The 16,414-nt window shown below is 68.9% G+C and carries 17 protein-coding genes and 1 pseudogene; 11 read left to right on the top strand and 7 right to left on the bottom strand.

Features of this window, described 5'->3' with window-relative positions:
- Nucleotides 1–170: 170 nt before the first annotated feature.
- Complete coding sequence (locus tag VYJ16_RS15115) at nucleotides 171–791, bottom strand: peptide-methionine (S)-S-oxide reductase (RefSeq protein ID WP_336351146.1); 621 nt, start codon at nucleotides 789–791, stop codon at nucleotides 171–173.
- A 137-nt stretch (nucleotides 792–928) separates the two neighbouring features.
- Between VYJ16_RS15115 and VYJ16_RS15110 the strand changes: the two genes are divergently transcribed.
- Nucleotides 929–2,446, top strand: a complete 1,518-nt coding sequence (locus VYJ16_RS15110) for an RtcB family protein (RefSeq protein WP_336351145.1) — start codon at nucleotides 929–931, stop codon at nucleotides 2,444–2,446.
- Nucleotides 2,447–2,523: 77 nt separating this feature from the next.
- Complete coding sequence (locus tag VYJ16_RS15105) at nucleotides 2,524–3,852, top strand: M48 family metallopeptidase (RefSeq protein ID WP_336351144.1); 1,329 nt, start codon at nucleotides 2,524–2,526, stop codon at nucleotides 3,850–3,852.
- Between the two features lie 117 nt (nucleotides 3,853–3,969).
- Here VYJ16_RS15105 and VYJ16_RS15100 read toward each other — a convergent pair whose 3' ends face one another.
- Together VYJ16_RS15100 and VYJ16_RS15095 are read right to left on the bottom strand one after the other, a co-directional pair.
- Complete coding sequence (locus VYJ16_RS15100; protein WP_336351143.1) at nucleotides 3,970–4,548, bottom strand: hypothetical protein; 579 nt, start codon at nucleotides 4,546–4,548, stop codon at nucleotides 3,970–3,972.
- Nucleotides 4,549–4,604: 56 nt separating this feature from the next.
- Complete coding sequence (locus VYJ16_RS15095; protein ID WP_336351142.1) at nucleotides 4,605–4,904, bottom strand: cupin domain-containing protein; 300 nt, start codon at nucleotides 4,902–4,904, stop codon at nucleotides 4,605–4,607.
- Nucleotides 4,905–4,992: 88 nt separating this feature from the next.
- On the opposite strand from VYJ16_RS15095, the gene VYJ16_RS15090 reads away from it, so the two are divergent.
- Nucleotides 4,993–5,379 (top strand): CGCGG family putative rSAM-modified RiPP protein, encoded by a 387-nt coding sequence (locus tag VYJ16_RS15090; protein ID WP_379762703.1) that lies wholly within the window; start codon nucleotides 4,993–4,995, stop codon nucleotides 5,377–5,379.
- A 90-nt stretch (nucleotides 5,380–5,469) separates the two neighbouring features.
- Here the strand turns inward: VYJ16_RS15090 and VYJ16_RS15085 are convergent, their stop codons facing one another.
- On the bottom strand, nucleotides 5,470–5,913 hold the full coding sequence (locus VYJ16_RS15085) for a universal stress protein (protein WP_336351141.1): 444 nt from the start codon (nucleotides 5,911–5,913) through the stop codon (nucleotides 5,470–5,472).
- Nucleotides 5,914–6,125: 212 nt separating this feature from the next.
- Here VYJ16_RS15085 and VYJ16_RS15080 point away from each other — a divergent pair, with 212 nt between their 5' ends.
- From VYJ16_RS15080 to VYJ16_RS15065, 4 genes are all read left to right on the top strand, one after another.
- The gene (locus tag VYJ16_RS15080) at nucleotides 6,126–6,449 is read left to right on the top strand and encodes an Htur_1727 family rSAM-partnered candidate RiPP (RefSeq protein ID WP_336351140.1); all 324 of its coding nucleotides are present in this window, start codon (nucleotides 6,126–6,128) and stop codon (nucleotides 6,447–6,449) included.
- Nucleotides 6,450–7,661 carry a TIGR04347 family pseudo-SAM/SPASM protein gene (locus tag VYJ16_RS15075; RefSeq protein WP_336351139.1) on the top strand — a complete coding sequence of 404 codons (1,212 nt, stop codon included), beginning with the start codon at nucleotides 6,450–6,452 and terminating at the stop codon, nucleotides 7,659–7,661. It begins immediately after the preceding gene.
- Between the two features lie 106 nt (nucleotides 7,662–7,767).
- A complete protein-coding gene (locus VYJ16_RS15070; RefSeq protein WP_336351138.1) occupies nucleotides 7,768–8,619 on the top strand; it encodes a hypothetical protein in 852 nt (283 codons plus the stop codon).
- A gap of 184 nt (nucleotides 8,620–8,803) precedes the next feature.
- Complete coding sequence (locus VYJ16_RS15065; protein WP_336351137.1) at nucleotides 8,804–9,592, top strand: DUF726 domain-containing protein; 789 nt, start codon at nucleotides 8,804–8,806, stop codon at nucleotides 9,590–9,592.
- A 1-nt stretch (nucleotide 9,593) separates the two neighbouring features.
- Here VYJ16_RS15065 and VYJ16_RS15060 read toward each other — a convergent pair whose 3' ends face one another.
- Both VYJ16_RS15060 and VYJ16_RS15055 read right to left on the bottom strand, forming a co-directional pair.
- On the bottom strand, nucleotides 9,594–10,451 hold the full coding sequence (locus VYJ16_RS15060) for an ABC transporter permease (protein WP_336351136.1): 858 nt from the start codon (nucleotides 10,449–10,451) through the stop codon (nucleotides 9,594–9,596).
- Nucleotides 10,448–11,428: an ABC transporter ATP-binding protein gene (locus VYJ16_RS15055; RefSeq protein WP_336351135.1), complete on the bottom strand. Its 981-nt coding sequence runs from the start codon at nucleotides 11,426–11,428 to the stop codon at nucleotides 10,448–10,450. The genes VYJ16_RS15060 and VYJ16_RS15055 overlap by 4 nt, the downstream gene beginning before the upstream one ends.
- A gap of 238 nt (nucleotides 11,429–11,666) precedes the next feature.
- Between VYJ16_RS15055 and VYJ16_RS15050 the strand changes: the two genes are divergently transcribed.
- Nucleotides 11,667–12,062: a hypothetical protein gene (locus VYJ16_RS15050; protein ID WP_336351134.1), complete on the top strand. Its 396-nt coding sequence runs from the start codon at nucleotides 11,667–11,669 to the stop codon at nucleotides 12,060–12,062.
- Between the two features lie 69 nt (nucleotides 12,063–12,131).
- Here the strand turns inward: VYJ16_RS15050 and VYJ16_RS15045 are convergent.
- A pseudogene (locus tag VYJ16_RS15045) lies at nucleotides 12,132–13,655 on the bottom strand (lipase maturation factor family protein).
- A gap of 111 nt (nucleotides 13,656–13,766) precedes the next feature.
- Here VYJ16_RS15045 and VYJ16_RS15040 point away from each other — a divergent pair.
- From VYJ16_RS15040 to VYJ16_RS15030, 3 genes are all read left to right on the top strand, one after another.
- Nucleotides 13,767–14,273 (top strand): DUF8173 domain-containing protein, encoded by a 507-nt coding sequence (locus VYJ16_RS15040; protein WP_336351133.1) that lies wholly within the window; start codon nucleotides 13,767–13,769, stop codon nucleotides 14,271–14,273.
- A 126-nt stretch (nucleotides 14,274–14,399) separates the two neighbouring features.
- Nucleotides 14,400–14,579 (top strand): hypothetical protein, encoded by a 180-nt coding sequence (locus VYJ16_RS15035; RefSeq protein WP_336351132.1) that lies wholly within the window; start codon nucleotides 14,400–14,402, stop codon nucleotides 14,577–14,579.
- A gap of 99 nt (nucleotides 14,580–14,678) precedes the next feature.
- On the top strand, nucleotides 14,679–16,400 hold the full coding sequence (locus VYJ16_RS15030) for a sensor histidine kinase (RefSeq protein WP_336351131.1): 1,722 nt from the start codon (nucleotides 14,679–14,681) through the stop codon (nucleotides 16,398–16,400).
- The last annotated feature ends 14 nt before the right edge of the window (nucleotides 16,401–16,414 follow it).

The raw sequence follows: 16,414 nt of genomic DNA, 5'->3' as shown, positions 1-16,414 counted from the left end.
CGGCCAGTGTACTGCGACGGTAACCCGACCAGCACGCCACGGTCGACCATCGCCAGTAGGCTACCCACCGGCGCATCACTCGCGAGAGAACCACTCTTCAGCGGGACCGCGAGGGTCAAAGCGGCGAGAACCTCTTCCGGAAACGGACCGTCAATTGGTGGGTCGTGGCGCTACCGGAGCTCTACGTCGCGTCTCCCGAGCGCGCCCAATTCGCTGACGTCCCGTCCAGCGAGAACTGCGTTGAGTTTCGCTGCCGCGGGCGATTCGCGGACGTCGGTGCGGTCGTAGTCCGCGTCGTCGAAGGCGTCGGTCGCCCAGCGCTTCCCGCGGAGGTTGAACTTCTGATGGTACGGTTCCGCGAGCGCGAACGAGTCGAGCGGCTCGACGCGCGTCTCCACCGACGGGACCTCGAGAGCGTCGAGCGCGTCCTCGATGGCCTCGCGCTCGCGCTCCCTCTCGAAGAACAGCACGTGGTGGTACTGGCGCTTCGCGGGCTGGCGCGTCGGGTCGTGCAGCCCGATCGCTTCGTCGACGAGCGCCGCGAACGTCGTCTCGCCGGGATCGTAGTCGACCTGAACGACCTCGCTGTGGTCACCGATTCGCTCGTAGGTCGGGTTCGGGTCGGTGCCGCCGGCGTACCCGACGCGCGTCCGGACGACGCCCGGGAGCGTACCGAACGCGGCGTCCGGGCCCCAGAAGCACCCGAGCGCCGCCGTGAACGTCCGCGTCTCACTCGGTGCGGGTGCTCGCTCGTCGTACGCCTGCACGTCCGCCGCAGTCCATCTGCTCACGCGCTCGGGTACGCGCCACGGACGCTTGAGGACTCGGTTCGGTCGACGCAAACGCGTTCCGGACGCGGTCCGTGCGAACGCGTCGCAGTCTCACGACACGCTCTTTACGGCGACGGCGAAAGGACGGGGCGAGAACGATGCCCATCGAGATCGACGGCGAGCACACGACCGCTCGCGTCATGGTCGACGACGAGTCGCTGCTCGAGGCGAACTGCCGCGAGCAGATACAGGAGCTCGTGGACCATCCCGCGTTCACCGAGCCGGTGCGCGTGATGCCTGACACGCACTGGGGCGCCGGCGCGCCCGTCGGGTTCACGATGCCGCTCGGCGAACGCATCGTCCCGAACGTCGTCGGCGTCGACGTCGGCTGCGGGATGGCCGCCGCGAACCTCGGCGACGACCTGCCGCTCGCGGACGCGGAACGCGAGCGTCGGGTCCGCGACGCCGTCCCGATGGGGCGCGAGGTACACGAGTACGACGACTCCGTGCATCTCGTCGACGAGTTTCCCTTCGACCGCGCGAACCGCGTGTTCGAGTCGTTCGACGACGCGTACGTCGAGCGGTTCGGGGAGCGCGTCGACCCGCTCGAGTTCGACTTCGACGGCTACGACGGCGACTACTTCGAGGGGCTCTGCCAGCGCGTGCTCTCCCGGAAACCCCAGGGGATGGGGTACGTCATCCGTGGCGTCGGGACGCTCGGCGGCGGGAATCACTTCGTGGAGTTCGCGCGCGAACGCGACGCCGGCGACCACTGGGTCGTCGTTCACTCCGGGTCGCGGTACCTCGGGCTCGCGGTCGCGGAGTACTGGCAGGAACGGGCGACCGAGCGCCGCGAGCACGCCGGCCTCCGCGACGGCATCGACGACGACCTCGTCCCGTACCTCAAGTTCGACCCCAGCGAGGTCTCCGACACCGACCTCTACGAGTGGCTGACCGGTGGGAAGGGCGAGTCCGCCATCCGGAAGGCGAAGGTCCGCGAGGAGTTCGACGGCAAGGCCATCGAGGAGACGTTCGACCGGCTCGCCGCACTCCGACCCGGGGAGACGGCGCCCGACGCGCCAGGCGACGACGCGGCCGGTGACGACGCGTCCGACGACGACGCGGTCGTTGCGGGCGACCGGAACGAGGCGCTCGATTACCTCGAGGGCCGCGAGGCCCACGGCTACTTCGTGGACATGCTGTTCGCCCAGCAGTACGCGCGGTGGAACCGCGAGGTCATGGTCGACGCCATCTGTGACGCGCTCGCGGTCGACCCCGTCGAGCGCTTCCAGTCCATCCACAACTACGTCGACTTCCGCGACCTCACCATCCGGAAGGGTGCGACGCCGGCCCGAGACGGTCAGCGCCTCCTCGTCCCGTTCAACATGGCCGACGGGTCGGTCATCGCTCGCGGGAAGGGCAACGACGAGTACCACCGGACCGCCCCCCACGGCGCCGGACGCGTCATGAGTCGCACGCGGGCGTTCGACGAGGTGTCGATGGACGAGTTCGCCGCCGCGATGGACGGCATCTACTCGGAGAGCGTCGTCGAGAGCGTCGCCGACGAGGCACCGATGGCGTACAAGTCCGCGGACGTCATCGCGGACGCGCTCGAACCCACGGCCGAGGTCGAGGCGCGCCTCGACGTGGTTCACAACCTCAAAGCGAAGGAGTGACCCGTCGATACCCTCCCACGGTCGTTCTCGGTGTCGATGCGTATCATTGAAACTGGTCCACGACCAACGGGCGACGTATGCTAACGCTGCACGTCGCGTTCCTCCTGCTCGTCGTCGGCACCGACGTCTTCTTCGGGTGGCTCTCGGTCGTGAACGTCCAGTACGGCGCGAGCGAGGTCCGCGATCGGCGTGAGTGGGTGGACGAGCGTCTCGCGGTCGCCGACGTCGACGAACTCCTCGATTATCAGCGCGCGAAGACCGGGTTCTCGCTCCTCCAGAGTGCCATCGGGCTCGTCGTGCTCCTGGGCGTCCTCTACACGGGTGCGTTCGCGGACGTCGTCGAAGCCGTCGACGCGCTTGACCCGAACGTCCCCATCGTGGACGCCACGCTCGTCGAAGGCGTCGTCCTCGTCGTCGTCGGCGCGCTCGCACTCCAGGCGTTCAGCGCACCGTTCGACGCGTTCGACACGTTCGTCGTCGAGGAGCTGTTCGGGTTCAACAACCAGACGCCGCGACTCTGGGTGCGAGACAAGTTCGTCGGCGCCGCCATCACCGTCGTCCTCGTCACCGCGCTCGCGTTCCCCATCCTCTGGGCCATCCAGGCGTTCCCGACGTACTGGTGGGCGGTCGGCGTCGCGCTCTACCTCGCGTTCGCCGTCGTCATGCAAGTCCTCCTGCCGCGGGTCGTGATGCCGCTGTTCTACGACTTCGACCCCATCGACGAGGGCGAGTTGCGTGACGCCATCGACGACGTGTTCGACCGCGCGGGCTTCGAGTGCGAGCAGATCTACGAGATGGACGCCAGCCGGCGCTCCTCGCACTCGAACGCGTTCTTCTCCGGGTTCGGGAAGACAAAGCGCGTCGTCCTCTTCGACACGCTCGTCGACCAGATGTCCATCCCGGAGGTCCAGAGCGTGCTCGCGCACGAGCTCGCGCACTGGAAGCGCTCGCACATCTGGAAGCAACTCCTCGCCAGCACCGTCCCCATCGCGCTCACGCTCGCCGCGCTCTGGTGGCTCACCACGCAACCGTGGCTGTACGCGATGTTCGGCGTCACCGGGAGCGTCGAGAGCACGCCCGCAGCCGGCCTCCTCCTCGGCCTCCTCTGGGTCGGCCCGCTCAACCAGCTGCTCTCGCCGCTCACGAACAAGCTCTCGCTCGCGCACGAACGCGAAGCCGACACGTTCGCCGTCGACGTCATGAACGACGGCCAACCCATGGTAGGCGCGCTCGCCGCGCTCGCCAGCGAGAACCTCTCGAACCCCTTCCCGCACCCGCTCTACGAGGCCTTCCACTACGACCACCCCCCGATCCCCGAACGCATGCAGTACATCGAGGCCTACGCCGCAGAACACCTCACGAGCGACACGACACCCGGGTCCGACCGAACCGCGACGGTGGACTGAGCGGACCCGACGACCCACGCCCCTCGTCTCTGGTTCGCCAGGGAGAGACGGTCGATTCGATGTCCGAGACGTTCGTGACGAGAGCGGGCAGAAGCCGACCGACACGGCTCGCGTTCGCTACTGGACGAGCCCGAGTGACACGTCGGTCTCGACAGTCACGTCCTCGTCACCGGGCTGGGCGAACCCCGCGGTCGTGTTGTCGAACACGAGCCAGTATTCCGTATCCGGCTCCAACGTCACGGTGGCCGCGTCGCTCTGCGATAGATACGCCTCCCAGATGTCCGGGCTCCCGAACTCACCGTCACGCTCGTACCGCTCGAATCCTTCCGCGCCGAAGACGCACGCATCGATTGGCGTGCCAGACCGCGTCTCGAAACTGATCTCGAGGTCGGTGTAGACGCCCGTCTCGATGCGATATCCGCCATAATATCCGGAAGGCAGCCGGAACGTTTCGGTCCGCTGCTCGTCGCTCAGCATCGACTCGATTCGCTTCCGGCGATAGTATCGCTTCCCGGCCCTCGCCAGGTCGTCGATTCCCGACGCCGACGACCCACCTTCGTCACCGGACCGCGCGCCTCTGGCGAGCAACTCGTCGGCGCCTCTGGCGAGCAGCCGCGCCGCTTCGTCACTTCCCTTCACTGCGACCACGCCCACCCCGGCGAGGAGCGTCAGGATTCCGCGTCGTTTCGACCCCATACGGTCACGATTCGCACCGTCGGTATAATAGTCGCGTTACATTTCCGCGGTCGGTCTCAGCCGTCGGCGCCCGGTGCCAGCACGACGAGGGCTCGAGCGTCCGTGAGCGCGGTAGGTGCGACCTCGCGTTCGCCGTCGAACCGGAGGACGTCGCCGGCCGCCACCGTGGTCGACTCGTCGTCGAGTGCGACCTCCATCTCGCCGTCGAGGACGTGGAAGAGCACGTCCTTCCCGGGGTGCGTGTGGGCGGCGACGCCGTCGCCGGCGTCGAGCACGAGGCGGACCGTCTTCGGTCCGGATTCGAACACCGCTGCGTGCGGTCGTCCGTCCAGGTCGTCGAGTGTGACTTGCTCCATGGTCGACGAGACGAGACCGGCGTCCGTGGACGTTCCGACGAACATGTTCGGGGGTGTCCTCTCGGTGCTCTGGCACCTCGGTTCGACCATGAGCGACGCACACACCGTCGACGACCCCGATTCGAAGAGCGACCGCGGTGCCGACGACCCCGACTCGAAGAGCGACCGCGGTGCCGACGACGTCGAACCCGTCACCGACCGCGACCACGACGGATCGTGGTCCGCGAACCTCGAACGCGACCAGTACGCCGACGACCCCGACCTCGTCGTCGCCCACGCGCTCGACGCCATCGACCACACCGCGAGCGGGACCCACGTCAACCTCGTCACGCACCGCGCGCACGGCCACCCCGAGACGTACCTCTACCCCGCGCTCGACGACGCCAGGGGCGACGCGCTCGACCGACCCGTCGACTACGAGTACGTGAAGCAGTGCGGGTGCGGCGGGCACGTCACGCGTGTTCACCGGCCGTAGCGTCGTCGAGGAACCCGCGGTAGCGGTCGCGGACTCTCGCGACCCCGGCGCTCCGAGGTCGACCGCGCGGGTTCGGACCGGTGCGGTCGGTCAGGACGCCGGTGGGTTCCGGACGACCACCACCGGGACGGGCGACTGCCGCATCACCGCCTCGGCGGTCTCGCCCGGTAGCACCTCGACGAACCGCGACCGGCCGTGGAGGCCGACGACGACGAGGTCCGCGTCGAACGCGTCGACGGCGTCGAGTATCTCCGCGACGACGCGACCGACACCGACGCCCGTCTCCAGGGTCGCGTCGTCGTTCACGACGTCACGGGCGTCGGCGAACAGCGCTCGGGCGTGGTCGTCGCGATCCGCGAGCCACTCCTCCCACTCGCCGGGGTGGTCGCCCCATCCCTCCGACGCCGTCGGGTCCGTCTGTTGGTCGATGACGTAGAACGCTATCGCCGTCGCGTCCGGGAACGCCGTCGTCGCCCATTCCAGTGCGCGCCGAGACAGCGGCGATCCGTCGAACGGAACGAGTATGCGGTTCACGATAGGTCACGTCTGGTGCGTCGAGTGGATTGGTATAGGGACCGTACGCTATCCGTATCCTGACTCGAACGCGACGAGCAATCAACGCGCCGATGGATCCGTGGAGCGGGCGAGGGTCGACTGTTCGGTGCCACTGTCGCCACGTTCGGGTGCGTTCCAGCGTCGTGGGAACGACCGAGACGTAAGTGGGGGTGGCGTCCCGAGTCGGCGGTATGGAAGCGCCAGCCGAGCGCGTGACGGTCGCGGAGCGGCCGCGCGCCGACGAGGGAACCGCATTCGAGGTGTTCGTGCGCGACGACTCCGAGGACCCGCTCCGGCACGTCGGGAGCGTCACCGCGGAGGACGCCGAGGGCGCCTACGAGCGTGCGACGCGGTTGTTCGCGTGGTACGCCGACGACGTCTGGGTGTGTCCCGCGGGCGAGTTCTCGCGGTTCTCGACGCACGACCTCGACGCCGAGGGCGAACCGGCGCCGGGGGACGTCTCGGGGTTCGATGGGGGCGAGGACTACGAGGAACCGCGGCAGCGGGAGTTATAGATGATATCGGTCAGCAAACTCCTCTGCGGGCTCGACGCCGAGGGGGACGGCCTGCGGTACGACGCCGCCGACGAGGCCGACGAACCCCAGATATCGGAGGAGAAGCAGCGGCGCCCCGTCGTGGTGTGGAACACGACCAAGCAGTGCAACCTGTACTGCGAGCACTGCTACGCGGGCGCTGACGACGGCTGCGCGCCCGCCGAGCTCTCCACCGAGGAAGGCGAACGACTCCTCGAGGACCTCGCGGAGTTCGGCGTCCCAGTCGTGCTGTTCTCGGGTGGTGAACCGCTCGCGCGACCGGACCTCGAGCACCTCGTCGCGTACGCCGACGACCTCGGTATCCGACCCGTGCTGTCGACGAACGGGACGCTCGTCACCGAGGAGCGCGCCGAAGCGCTCCGCGACGCCGGCCTGAAGTACGCCGGCGTGAGCGTCGACGGGACGCGCGAGGTCAACGACGCGTTCCGCGGCCAGGAAGGCGCCTTCGACGCTGCCATCCGCGGCATCCACTGCTTCAAGGACGCCGGCGTGAAGACCGGACTCCGGTACACGATAACGGAGCGCACCGCGCCCGTCCTCGAGGACGTCGTCGACCTCCTGTACGACGAGGGCGTCGACCGCTTCTGCTTCTATCACCTCGACTACGGCGGCCGCGGCATCCCGGACGCGGACCTCGACCCCGCCGACAAGCGAGAGGCCGTCCGCAGGGTCTGCGACCTCACCCGCGAGTACCACGCCGACGGCGAAGACATCGAGACGCTCCTCGTCGGGAACTACGCCGACGCCGGCTTCCTCGTCGAGTACGCTCGCGACGAACTCGGCGACGCTCACGCGAGCATGGTCCGCGAGTACCTCCGGCGGAACGGCGGCGACCCCGCGGGCGAACGCGTCGCCGACGTCGACTACCAGGGGAACGTCCACCTCACGCAGTTCTGGCAGGACTACAGCCTCGGGAACGTCCGCGACCGCGCGTTCGGCGACATCTGGAGCGACGACACGAACCCGCTCCTCGGCGCGCTCCGCGAGCGCGAGCAACACCTCCCCGAACGCTGCCAGTCCTGCGACTACGTCGACGTCTGTCGCGGCGGCTCTCGGCTGCGCGCGCTCGGCGCAACCGGCGACCTCTGGGGCGAAGACCCCCAGTGTTACCTCACCGACGAGGAGATCGACGTGAACGCCTCCGGAACGCCGGGCGCGATGGACGCGGACTGATCGAAGCCCAGCCGGGAGCCCCGGATTCGTCTGACCGAACTGAAAGTCGCCCAGACCGACACACTTTATCCAGTTGGATGCGCGACAATATCCAGAGCGAGCCAGCATGAAAGACGAACGGAGCACGCGTCGACGGATTCTCGCGGCCGTCGGCGTCACGGGGACGATAGGGGTTTCGGGTTGCCTGCGACTCACCGGGAGCGAGGAGCCGACGAGCACGGCGACGTCGATCAAGGACTCGGACGGCGACGGCGTCATCGACAGCGAGGACTACGCGCCGCGCGACCCGGACGTCCAGGAGGAATCGGACGTCGAGAACGACGACGCGACCACTGCAGACGCGGACCCCACGGAGACGGAGACGGAGACGGAGACGCGGACCGAGGAGACAGCCGGCGCCGCCAGTTTCGGCGACGACTTCGAGGACGGGACGTACGACGACACGTGGGCGGTGACGCGATACCACGAGGAGGAAGAGTTGGAGGAGTCCGGCGGCGTGCTCCGGTACAACTCGCCGGTTGCGGCGACCCAGTACGCCTCGGACATGGCGGTTCGGACGAAGGCGACCATCGAAGCCACGGGCACGCACCGGTTCGAGGCGACGCATCGCGTCACGCACACGGAGTACGACGGCATCCCCATCTTCCGGGTGTTCGCGACCGGGACCGATTCGCTCGTCGAGATCCGCGAGCACCGGTGGAGCAGCAAGGACCGCTTCTACGTCCGCGGGCCGGACACGGGGAAGGTCAGACTCGACGAGTCGGTCGACGACACCGGGTGGATGGAGTACGCGATGACCGTCGACTTCGACGAGAACGTCGTCCGGTCGGTCAGTCGCGACGGTACCGAGTACGACGTCGACGTCTCGTTCGCGCCGGCGTTCGAGTCGTACACGCTCGGTATCGGGGACGGCGGCGGCGAGGACGAGTACGAGGCCATCAGCGTCGAGCGGGTCTGAGCGCGCTGGCTCGGGGAACCCGCGCTGTCGGTCGACGACCGGTTCGCCGCGGTCGAGGGTATTTTCCCGACGCATCGGCTACGAATCCAATATCTCAGAGAACGACGACGACCGACGTCTGCTGACGCGCCGACGCCTCCTCGCCGGCGTCGGCGGGACGCTCGGACTGGCCGGTGCAGGTGCCTTGTACGTCCAGCAATCGCTCCGGGGCGACGACGGCGACCTCGTCGCTCCCGAGGACTATCCGCGGCTCTCGACGCGCGGCGTCTTCGACGACGAGGGCAACGTCAACGCGGGCGTCGACGACCCGACGGTGACGCGGGAGGGCGCGTGGTCGACCGAGGACGCCGATGCGCTCGTCGTGTACGTCCACGGGCTCGGTGCAGCCGAATCCGAGGCGCTGAACCAGGCGTACACGACACGGACCGCGCTCCGCGACCAGAACGTCCCACATCCCGTGGTGTCGTACACGTGGGACTCCGACCGGGACTGGGCGCCCGCGAAGCGGACCGCGGACGCGAACGGGCCCGCGCTCGCCGACTGGCTCGCTCGCTGGGCCGACGATGACGGCCGCCCCGTCCACCTCGTCGCACACTCCCTGGGGGCGCGCGTCGTCTGCGAGTGCCTCCGGTCGCTCGCCGACGCCGGGCGCGAGAACGCCGTCGCGACCGCGTCGCTCCTCGGCGGCGCGATACCGAAGGAGAGCGTCGAGACCGACGGCCGGTACGGCGACGCTATCGAGGCCGCCACCCCGAGCCTCGTGAACTTCCACAGCGGTCGTGACGAGGTCCTCGGGTGGCTCTACCGGTTCTCGGACGGCACGAACGCGGTCGGTCACGGCGGCATCTGCGACCCGGCCGACGCCCCCGCGACGTACCGGGACGTCGACGTCACGGACCAGGTCGCGGACCACTACTCGTACTACGAGCCGGACGCGGGCTGTGCGCCCCGGATAGCGGACGTCGTCCGCTGACTCACCCGAGTTCGGCGACGCGGAAGCGCGCGTAGCTCGCGGCGAGCGCGACGACGCCCCACGCGGTCATCGTCGCGTAGTTGAACCAGTTCTCCTGATAGATCTCTCTGGACCCTTCGACGGCGTAGTTCCGGGTGACGCGCGGGTAGTCGCCGCTCCCGATGACGCCGTCGTACACGGGTTCGAGCCCGGAGAGGTACGCGGTCGTCGGGGAGGCGGCCGTGATCCATCCTCGCGTCGACTCCGAGACGGTCGCGCCGAACAGGTCCGCGACGGTCGTGACGACAGTCTGGAGGCTGACGACGGGGAGGAACCCGAGCCAGAACGGCCCGAGGAGGAAGTACAGGCCGATGACGCCGAACATCGCGCGGGAACGGCGGCTGGTGAGCGTCGAGCACGCGACGAAGATCGCGGTCATCGACGCGACGAACAGGCCGGTGATGGCGGCGAACGTCGCGAACCGCGCGACGTCGACGCTCCCGTCGTACATCCCCAGCCCGATGAGGAGCGCCGCGAGGACGGACGCGAGCACCGCGCCGAGCGCGACCGCGGTCCGGGAGACGTACTTCCCGAGGACGTACTCGGCGCGCGTGTTCGGGAGGCCGAGCGTGTGCTTTATCGACCCGTGCTCGCGGTCGCCGGCGACCGAGAGGTACGTGAGCGGCACGAGGATGAGCGGGAACACGAGGAAGAAGAAGAACGAGACGTCGAACAGCGCGCGGAACGCGTCGTCGTGGAACTCGGCGACCGAGTACGTGATGAGGGAGACGAACCCGGTGAGGGTCGCGATGACGCCGAGGACGACGTACGAGCGCCGCGTGTTCTTGAAGTCGTCGCGGAAGACGGTCGCGAAGCTCACGCGGACTCACCTCCGTCGGCGGCGGCCCGTTGCTCGGCGGCCGGCGCCGACTCCGTCGTGGTCTCGTTCGCGCTCCCGTGCCCGGTGTACTCGTCGAAGAGCGCTTCGAGCGACGCGTCGTCGATGCGGACGTCCTCGACGGTCGCGCGGTCGTCGAGGTACCGGAGGGCGTCCATCTTCGCCGCCGACGACGACACCTCGACGTCGACGGTGCTGTCGGTCACGCTCGCCGTCCGGACGCCGTCGACGCTCGCCACGTCCAGCGGTTCGGGGACGGCGTCGAGTTGCGCCGAGACGGTCGCGCCCGTCTGGAGTTCGCTCCGGAGGTTGTCGATGGTGTCGAGCGCGACGAGTTCGCCCTGGTTGAGGATGCCGACGCGGTCGCAGACCTTCTCGACCTCCTCGAGGATGTGACTGCAGAAGAAGATGGCCGCGCCGCGCTCGGTCTCCTCCTGGATGATGCTCCGGAGGAGCGCGACGCCGTCCGGGTCCAGTCCCGTCGACGGCTCGTCGAGGATGATGAGTTCGGGTTCGCCGACGAGCGCGACGGCGAGACTCATCCGCTTCGCCATCCCCGTGGAGTACTCGCTGGCGGCGCGACGCGCGTCGTCGGGGGCCAGGCCGACGCGCTCCAGCAGTTCGTCCGGGTCGTCGTCGGCGGCCTTCGCGTGGATGGCCGACTGGACGTGCTCGCGTCCGGTGAGGTTCTCGTAGGGCTCGTATCCCTCGGGGAGCAGGCCGATGCGCTGGCGGATGGCGAGTGACTCGCGGGTCACGTCCATCCCGAGGACGGAGACGGAGCCGGACGTGGGCTGGAGGAACCCGAGTATCATGTTGATCGTCGTGGACTTCCCGGCGCCGTTCGGGCCGAGGAATCCGAACACTTCGCCCTCGCGTACTTCGAGGTCGAGGCCGTCGACGGCGAGGACGTCCTCGCCGAAGCGCTTGGTCAGGGCGTCCGTTTGAATCGCTGTCATCAACGTAGTCGTCACCTGCCACTCGTATTAAATCAAGGGGGTGATTGCAGAGCCAGCAACCGTGGCTACCTCCCGCGAAGCCGTCGAGGCGTATGGCGATTTCCAACCGCAACGGACTGCCGTGCGGGCGCGTTCCCCGTCACACCTCGGTCGCTTCGAGCGCACTCGCCGGTCGAGCTCGTTCACTGCATCGGCGAGCCACGGGATTTTACTCGCCGGGGGGCGACTGTCGCAGCACGTGCCCGTACTCGAAGCGCGAGCCCGCATCCTCGGCGGGCTCGCAGTCGCTCTCGCCGCAGTGACCTTCACGGTGGCGACGCTCGCCGGGACGGACGTCTTCGTCGGCGTTCCGAACGTCGCCGCGTTCGTCGCCGTCGTCGCCCTCCCCGGATTCCTCCTCGGTCGAACGGGCGTCCCCGAGCGACTCGGCCCCGTGCTCTACGAACTCGTTATCGCGTACGTCACCGCTGGCATCGTCGCCGTCGGCATCCTCGTCACCGGTACGTACGTGCTCGCGACCGCCGGCGGGCTGTCGGCCGCACTGGTGGCGTTCGTCGCGACGCTCGCATCGTCGTGGGCGCCCTGGGGGCTCGCTGGATACGTCCTCGGGCTCGCATCCACGCTCGTCGAGTGACACCACTGTCCCCATCCCTTCCCCGCCCCCGCGACCACGACCGCGAGTGCAACGGCCAGCGATGGTTGGTCAGTCCCAGCCACGGCGTCGCAGCGCCAGTTCGAGGTGCGTGCTGTCGCGCGCCATCGGCCCCGCGTAGGTGCCGACGCGTTCGCGCCGCCACCAGTCGCCGGTCTCGCGTCGCTCCGCGGGCGTCGCGTACCGGTACTCGTAGCGGAGCGCGCGAACGTGCTCGGGCGGGTCGCCGTCGAACGGGTCGGTGCGGACGAGCGACAGCGTCCCCTCGTCGGCGTCGAGGAGTTTCGCGAGGAAGTGCAGGAATCACGGGTTCCGCGAGAGCGGCTGCATCGCGGCGAACCAGAGCTGCCAGTCGAGCCGCAGGTGGTACGGCGCCCACTGCGGCGGCCGCCGGGAGACGTCCGTTGGTTTGCCGTGGAACTCGTAGGTCTCCCACTCGGTGTCGTCATCCACGACCTCGTCGGTGGTGCCCTGGACGACGAGCTCGTAGCGCGTCTTCGTAACGTGGCCGAACGCGCCGTACGTGTTCACGAGGTTCAACGGGTCGAAGCTCGTGTTCATCCGCTGGCCCGTAGAGAGCATGTTCCGAACCGGATGGTAGCTGAGCGCGAGCACGACGACGGCGTACGCCCACGCTATCGCCGTGAACCAGTTCGAGGGCGCGGCCACCGGGACTCCCGCGATGACGTCGACGCCGGCGAGAACGGTCGCGACGGCGGCGAGCGACTCGGCGACCGCGGCGAGCTGGGGGTCGGCGAACAGCGAGAGCGCGAGCACGACGGTGAGCGCGTTCAGCCACGAGAAGTTCCCCGTCAGGAGCAGCCAGCCCATGAACGCGACCGTTACCGCGCCGGCTATCGACGCGAACGGCTGCGGTGCGAAGTACAGCAGCGGGACGGCGAGTTCGACGACGTGATTCCCGGCGACCTCGACGCGATGGAAGCGCTCGGGGAGGTGGTGCGCGAACCAGCTCGCGGGGTTCGGCATCGGCTGGGTCTCGTAGTGGTAGTCCATGCAGGTGAGGTCGCGCCAGCAGTCGTCGCCGCGGAGCTTGATGAGGCCGGCGCCGAGCATATTCCGGAAGAGCAGCCACCGGAACAGCCAGACGGTGACGGCTGGCGTGGCGACGTCCCAGCCGCCGAGGAAGACGGCGAGCGCGCCGGCCTCGCAGAGCATCGACTCCCAGCCGTACCCGTAGAAGAGCTGTCCGGCGTTCGCGAACGACAGGTACAGCGCCCAGAGCGCGAGCCAGACCGCGACGGCGACGGGCGTGCCGAGCATCGATGGGACGCCCAGGAGTGCGAGCGCGCTCAGCGCGATACCGGCGCGTGCGAGCCACGCCGCGGTTCGGTCCGTCGGCGAGAGGTAGAGGAGGCTCGGGCGCTCCCGGAACGCGAAGCGGTCCACGTAGTCCGCGATGGGGAGCAGCCCGTCCTCGCCGCAGAGCGGGCGGAACTGGCGGAGCGCGACGACGAACGCGACGAGGTAGATCGCTGCGACCCCGCGCTGGAGCGCGAACCGCGTCAGCCAGTACGTCCCCGGGTCGTAGAACGGGACGTCGACGCCGAAGACCATCGCAGCGGGGTCGACGGCCCCTCGCCAGAAAACGGTTCCGTCGAGACGGTCGCAGGCGGGTGATACGGCTCGCGCATACCCTTTTTCCGTCGTCGCGTCGTCAGAGTCGTCATGGAACCCATACCAGTGGTCGTCTCGACGGTCCTCCAGGTCGGTCGGCCGTTCGACCCCGTCGGCGTCGACCCGACAGTCGGGCTCGGGGGTGGTGCCGTCGGGACCTTCCTCTCGACGCTCGTCGTCGGCGCGCTCCTGCTCGTGCTCGCGCCCGACTGGACGCGCTCGCGCATGCGTGACGTCGCTCGGAATCCCATCGGCTCGTTCGCGTACGGGGTCGTGGCGCTCCTCGTCGTCATCTTCGTCGTCGTCGTCCTGTTCGTTACCATCCTCGGCATCCCGTTCGCGCTCCTCCTCGCCTTCTTCCTCTACCTGGCCTGGGTCGTCGGCGCCGTCATCGCGTACCTCGCCATCGCCGACCGGTTCGTCGACGTGGACGACGACTGGGTGGTCGCGCTCGTCGTCGCCGCCGCCCTCAACGGCGTCCTCACGCTCACCGGAATCGGCGCGCTCCTCTCGTTCTGCATCGGGGCAGCCGGGTTCGGGACGCTCCTCCGCGGTTGACCGCCGCACGCACGGCCCACCGGGTGTCTCGCGACCGGTGCTCGGCGACGGAACGCGGACGGCACCGATGCGTCGCCCGCGTCGATCCCCGGTACGACTATCCCTCGTCCACACAATTGCTACCGTATGGCACACGTTCCGGAGTCAGTCACGATGTACGTCTGCGAGAACTGCCAGGTCGCGCACGCGGGCACCCCGATTCACGTCGACACCGCCCAGCACACCTTCGAGGCGCCCGACGAGTGCGGGTGCTGCGGTGAGACCGCGTTCGTCGACCTCACGAACTGGGTGCACCACCACGACTGACCGGACCGCGCACGCAGGCACCGCACCGGCCGGCCAGCCGAGCCCACCCGAACGTGCCGCAACCTGTTTAACTCGCTCCGCTCGTACGTTTCGTCGAACGTGCAACTCGGGCTCGTCGTCGCGTGGACGTCCGTCGTCGTCGGCGCGGCGAACCTCGGCCTGCTCGCGTACCTCCGGCGGCTCTCCGAGCGACCGGGCTTGACGTGGTTCCAGGGCGTCATCGCCGCACAGACCGTCTTCTGCGCCGCCTACGGCGTCGGACTCCTCCTCGGCGAAAGCCCGCTCCGCGACCCGCTCCTCGTCCTCTACTGGGTCGCCGCCATCTGGATCGGCGTCGCGTACCTCGGGTTCGCACTCGTCTACACGGGTCGGGCCAGGTACGTCCACTCCCGTCCCTTCCAGGGTATCGTCGGCTTCCAGTCCCTCGGCACGCTCGTCGTCCTCACCTACCCGTTCCACGACTACGGCCCGACGAACGTCGAACTCGTCGAGTACGGCGGCGTCCGCGTCCTCGAGTACACGCACAACGCGTTCGTCGTCTTCGAGTTCCTCACCGTCGTCTCGCTCGCCACCCTCGGCGTCGTCCTCCTCATCGACACCGTCGTCAGCTACGGGCCGCTCTACCGCAAGCACGCGCTCGCCATCGCCGTCACGCCACTCCCGCCGACGGTCGCGTTCAGCGCGTGGCTCCTCGAAATCGGGCCGTTCTACCCGCTGAACCTCACCGCCATCGCGTTCTTCCCGCACCTCGTCCTCGACCTGTACGCGCTGTTCGGCGAGGACATGTTCGAGTTCCCGCCCGCGACCCGTCGACGCGCGGAACGCGCCGCGGTCGAGGACCTCGGGAATCCCGTCGTCGTCGTCGACCCGGACGACCGCATCGTCCGCCTGAACGCCGCCGCCGTCGACGCGCTCGGCGTCGACGAGACCGTCGTCCTGGCGACCGACATCTCGAGGTACCTCGAACCGGTCGACGACGGGTTCGACGGCGACCACGTCCGCATCGCCGACGACACGCGAGCGCGGACGTACGCTCGAACCCGGAACCCGCTCGACGACGGCGCCGGCGGCGTCGTCGGGTACACCGTCGTCCTCCAGGACGTCACCGCCGAACGGCGCCGCGAGCAACGCGTCGGCGTCCTCAACCGCGTCCTCCGACACAACCTCCGGAACGACCTCACCGTCGTCCTCGGGAGCGTCACCGCGGCCGCCGAAGCCAGCGACGACCCGGCGGTCGTCGACCTCCTCGAGACCGCGGCCGACCAGACCCGCGAGCTGTCCGCGCTCGGCGAACGCGCTCGCGAGGTCGAAGCCACGATGTCCGGGTCGGTCGTCGCCGACGAGGTCGTCGACGCACACGCCGTCCTCGAAGCCGTCCGCGACGACGTCACGGGCCGACATCCTGCGGCGACCGTCGACGTCGACGTCCCCCATGACTGCCGCGTGACCGCGGACCCGGACGTCCTCCGCGTCGTCTTCGAGAACCTCGTCGAGAACGGCGTCGTGCACGACGACGGCGACCCGCGCGTGTCCGTCGCCGTCACCAACTCCGGAGACGCTGTCGCCGATGGAGTGGACGGGAACGGAACCGTCGCCTCCGCTGCCGACGGTGGCACGGTCACGTTCGCCATCACGGACACGGGCCCGGGCATCCCCGGCCACGAACTCGACGTGCTGGACGCTCGCGAATCGGCGCTCGAACACGGCAGCGGCCTCGGCCTCTTCGTCGTGAACTGGGGCGTCAGCACCCTCGGTGGCGACGTCACGTTCGACGCCACCGACGACGGGACGCGCGTCCTCGTCACGCTCCCCGGCGCCTGACGCCGTCGGCCCCG

It is taken from the genome of Halorubellus litoreus (assembly GCF_037081675.1).
GTDB lineage: Archaea > Halobacteriota > Halobacteria > Halobacteriales > Natrialbaceae > Halorubellus > Halorubellus litoreus.
The sequence above is the reverse complement of the archived record's forward strand: the minus strand, read 5'-3'. Positions and strand labels throughout refer to the sequence as shown.

Excerpts from the sequence above, each read along its gene's own strand:
- VYJ16_RS15080 (WP_336351140.1), top strand. The coding sequence starts at position 6,126 with ATGGAAGCGCCAGCCGAGCGCGTGACGGTCGCGGAGCGGCCGCGCGCC.
- VYJ16_RS15035 (WP_336351132.1), top strand. The coding sequence starts at position 14,400 with ATGGCACACGTTCCGGAGTCAGTCACGATGTACGTCTGCGAGAACTGC.
- VYJ16_RS15110 (WP_336351145.1), top strand. The coding sequence starts at position 929 with ATGCCCATCGAGATCGACGGCGAGCACACGACCGCTCGCGTCATGGTC.
- VYJ16_RS15100 (WP_336351143.1), bottom strand. The coding sequence starts at position 4,548 with ATGGGGTCGAAACGACGCGGAATCCTGACGCTCCTCGCCGGGGTGGGC.
- VYJ16_RS15105 (WP_336351144.1), top strand. The coding sequence starts at position 2,524 with ATGCTAACGCTGCACGTCGCGTTCCTCCTGCTCGTCGTCGGCACCGAC.
- VYJ16_RS15090 (WP_379762703.1), top strand. The coding sequence starts at position 4,993 with ATGAGCGACGCACACACCGTCGACGACCCCGATTCGAAGAGCGACCGC.
- VYJ16_RS15070 (WP_336351138.1), top strand. The coding sequence starts at position 7,768 with ATGAAAGACGAACGGAGCACGCGTCGACGGATTCTCGCGGCCGTCGGC.
- VYJ16_RS15055 (WP_336351135.1), bottom strand. The coding sequence starts at position 11,428 with ATGACAGCGATTCAAACGGACGCCCTGACCAAGCGCTTCGGCGAGGAC.
- VYJ16_RS15095 (WP_336351142.1), bottom strand. The coding sequence starts at position 4,904 with ATGGAGCAAGTCACACTCGACGACCTGGACGGACGACCGCACGCAGCG.
- VYJ16_RS15075 (WP_336351139.1), top strand. The coding sequence starts at position 6,450 with ATGATATCGGTCAGCAAACTCCTCTGCGGGCTCGACGCCGAGGGGGAC.
- VYJ16_RS15040 (WP_336351133.1), top strand. The coding sequence starts at position 13,767 with ATGGAACCCATACCAGTGGTCGTCTCGACGGTCCTCCAGGTCGGTCGG.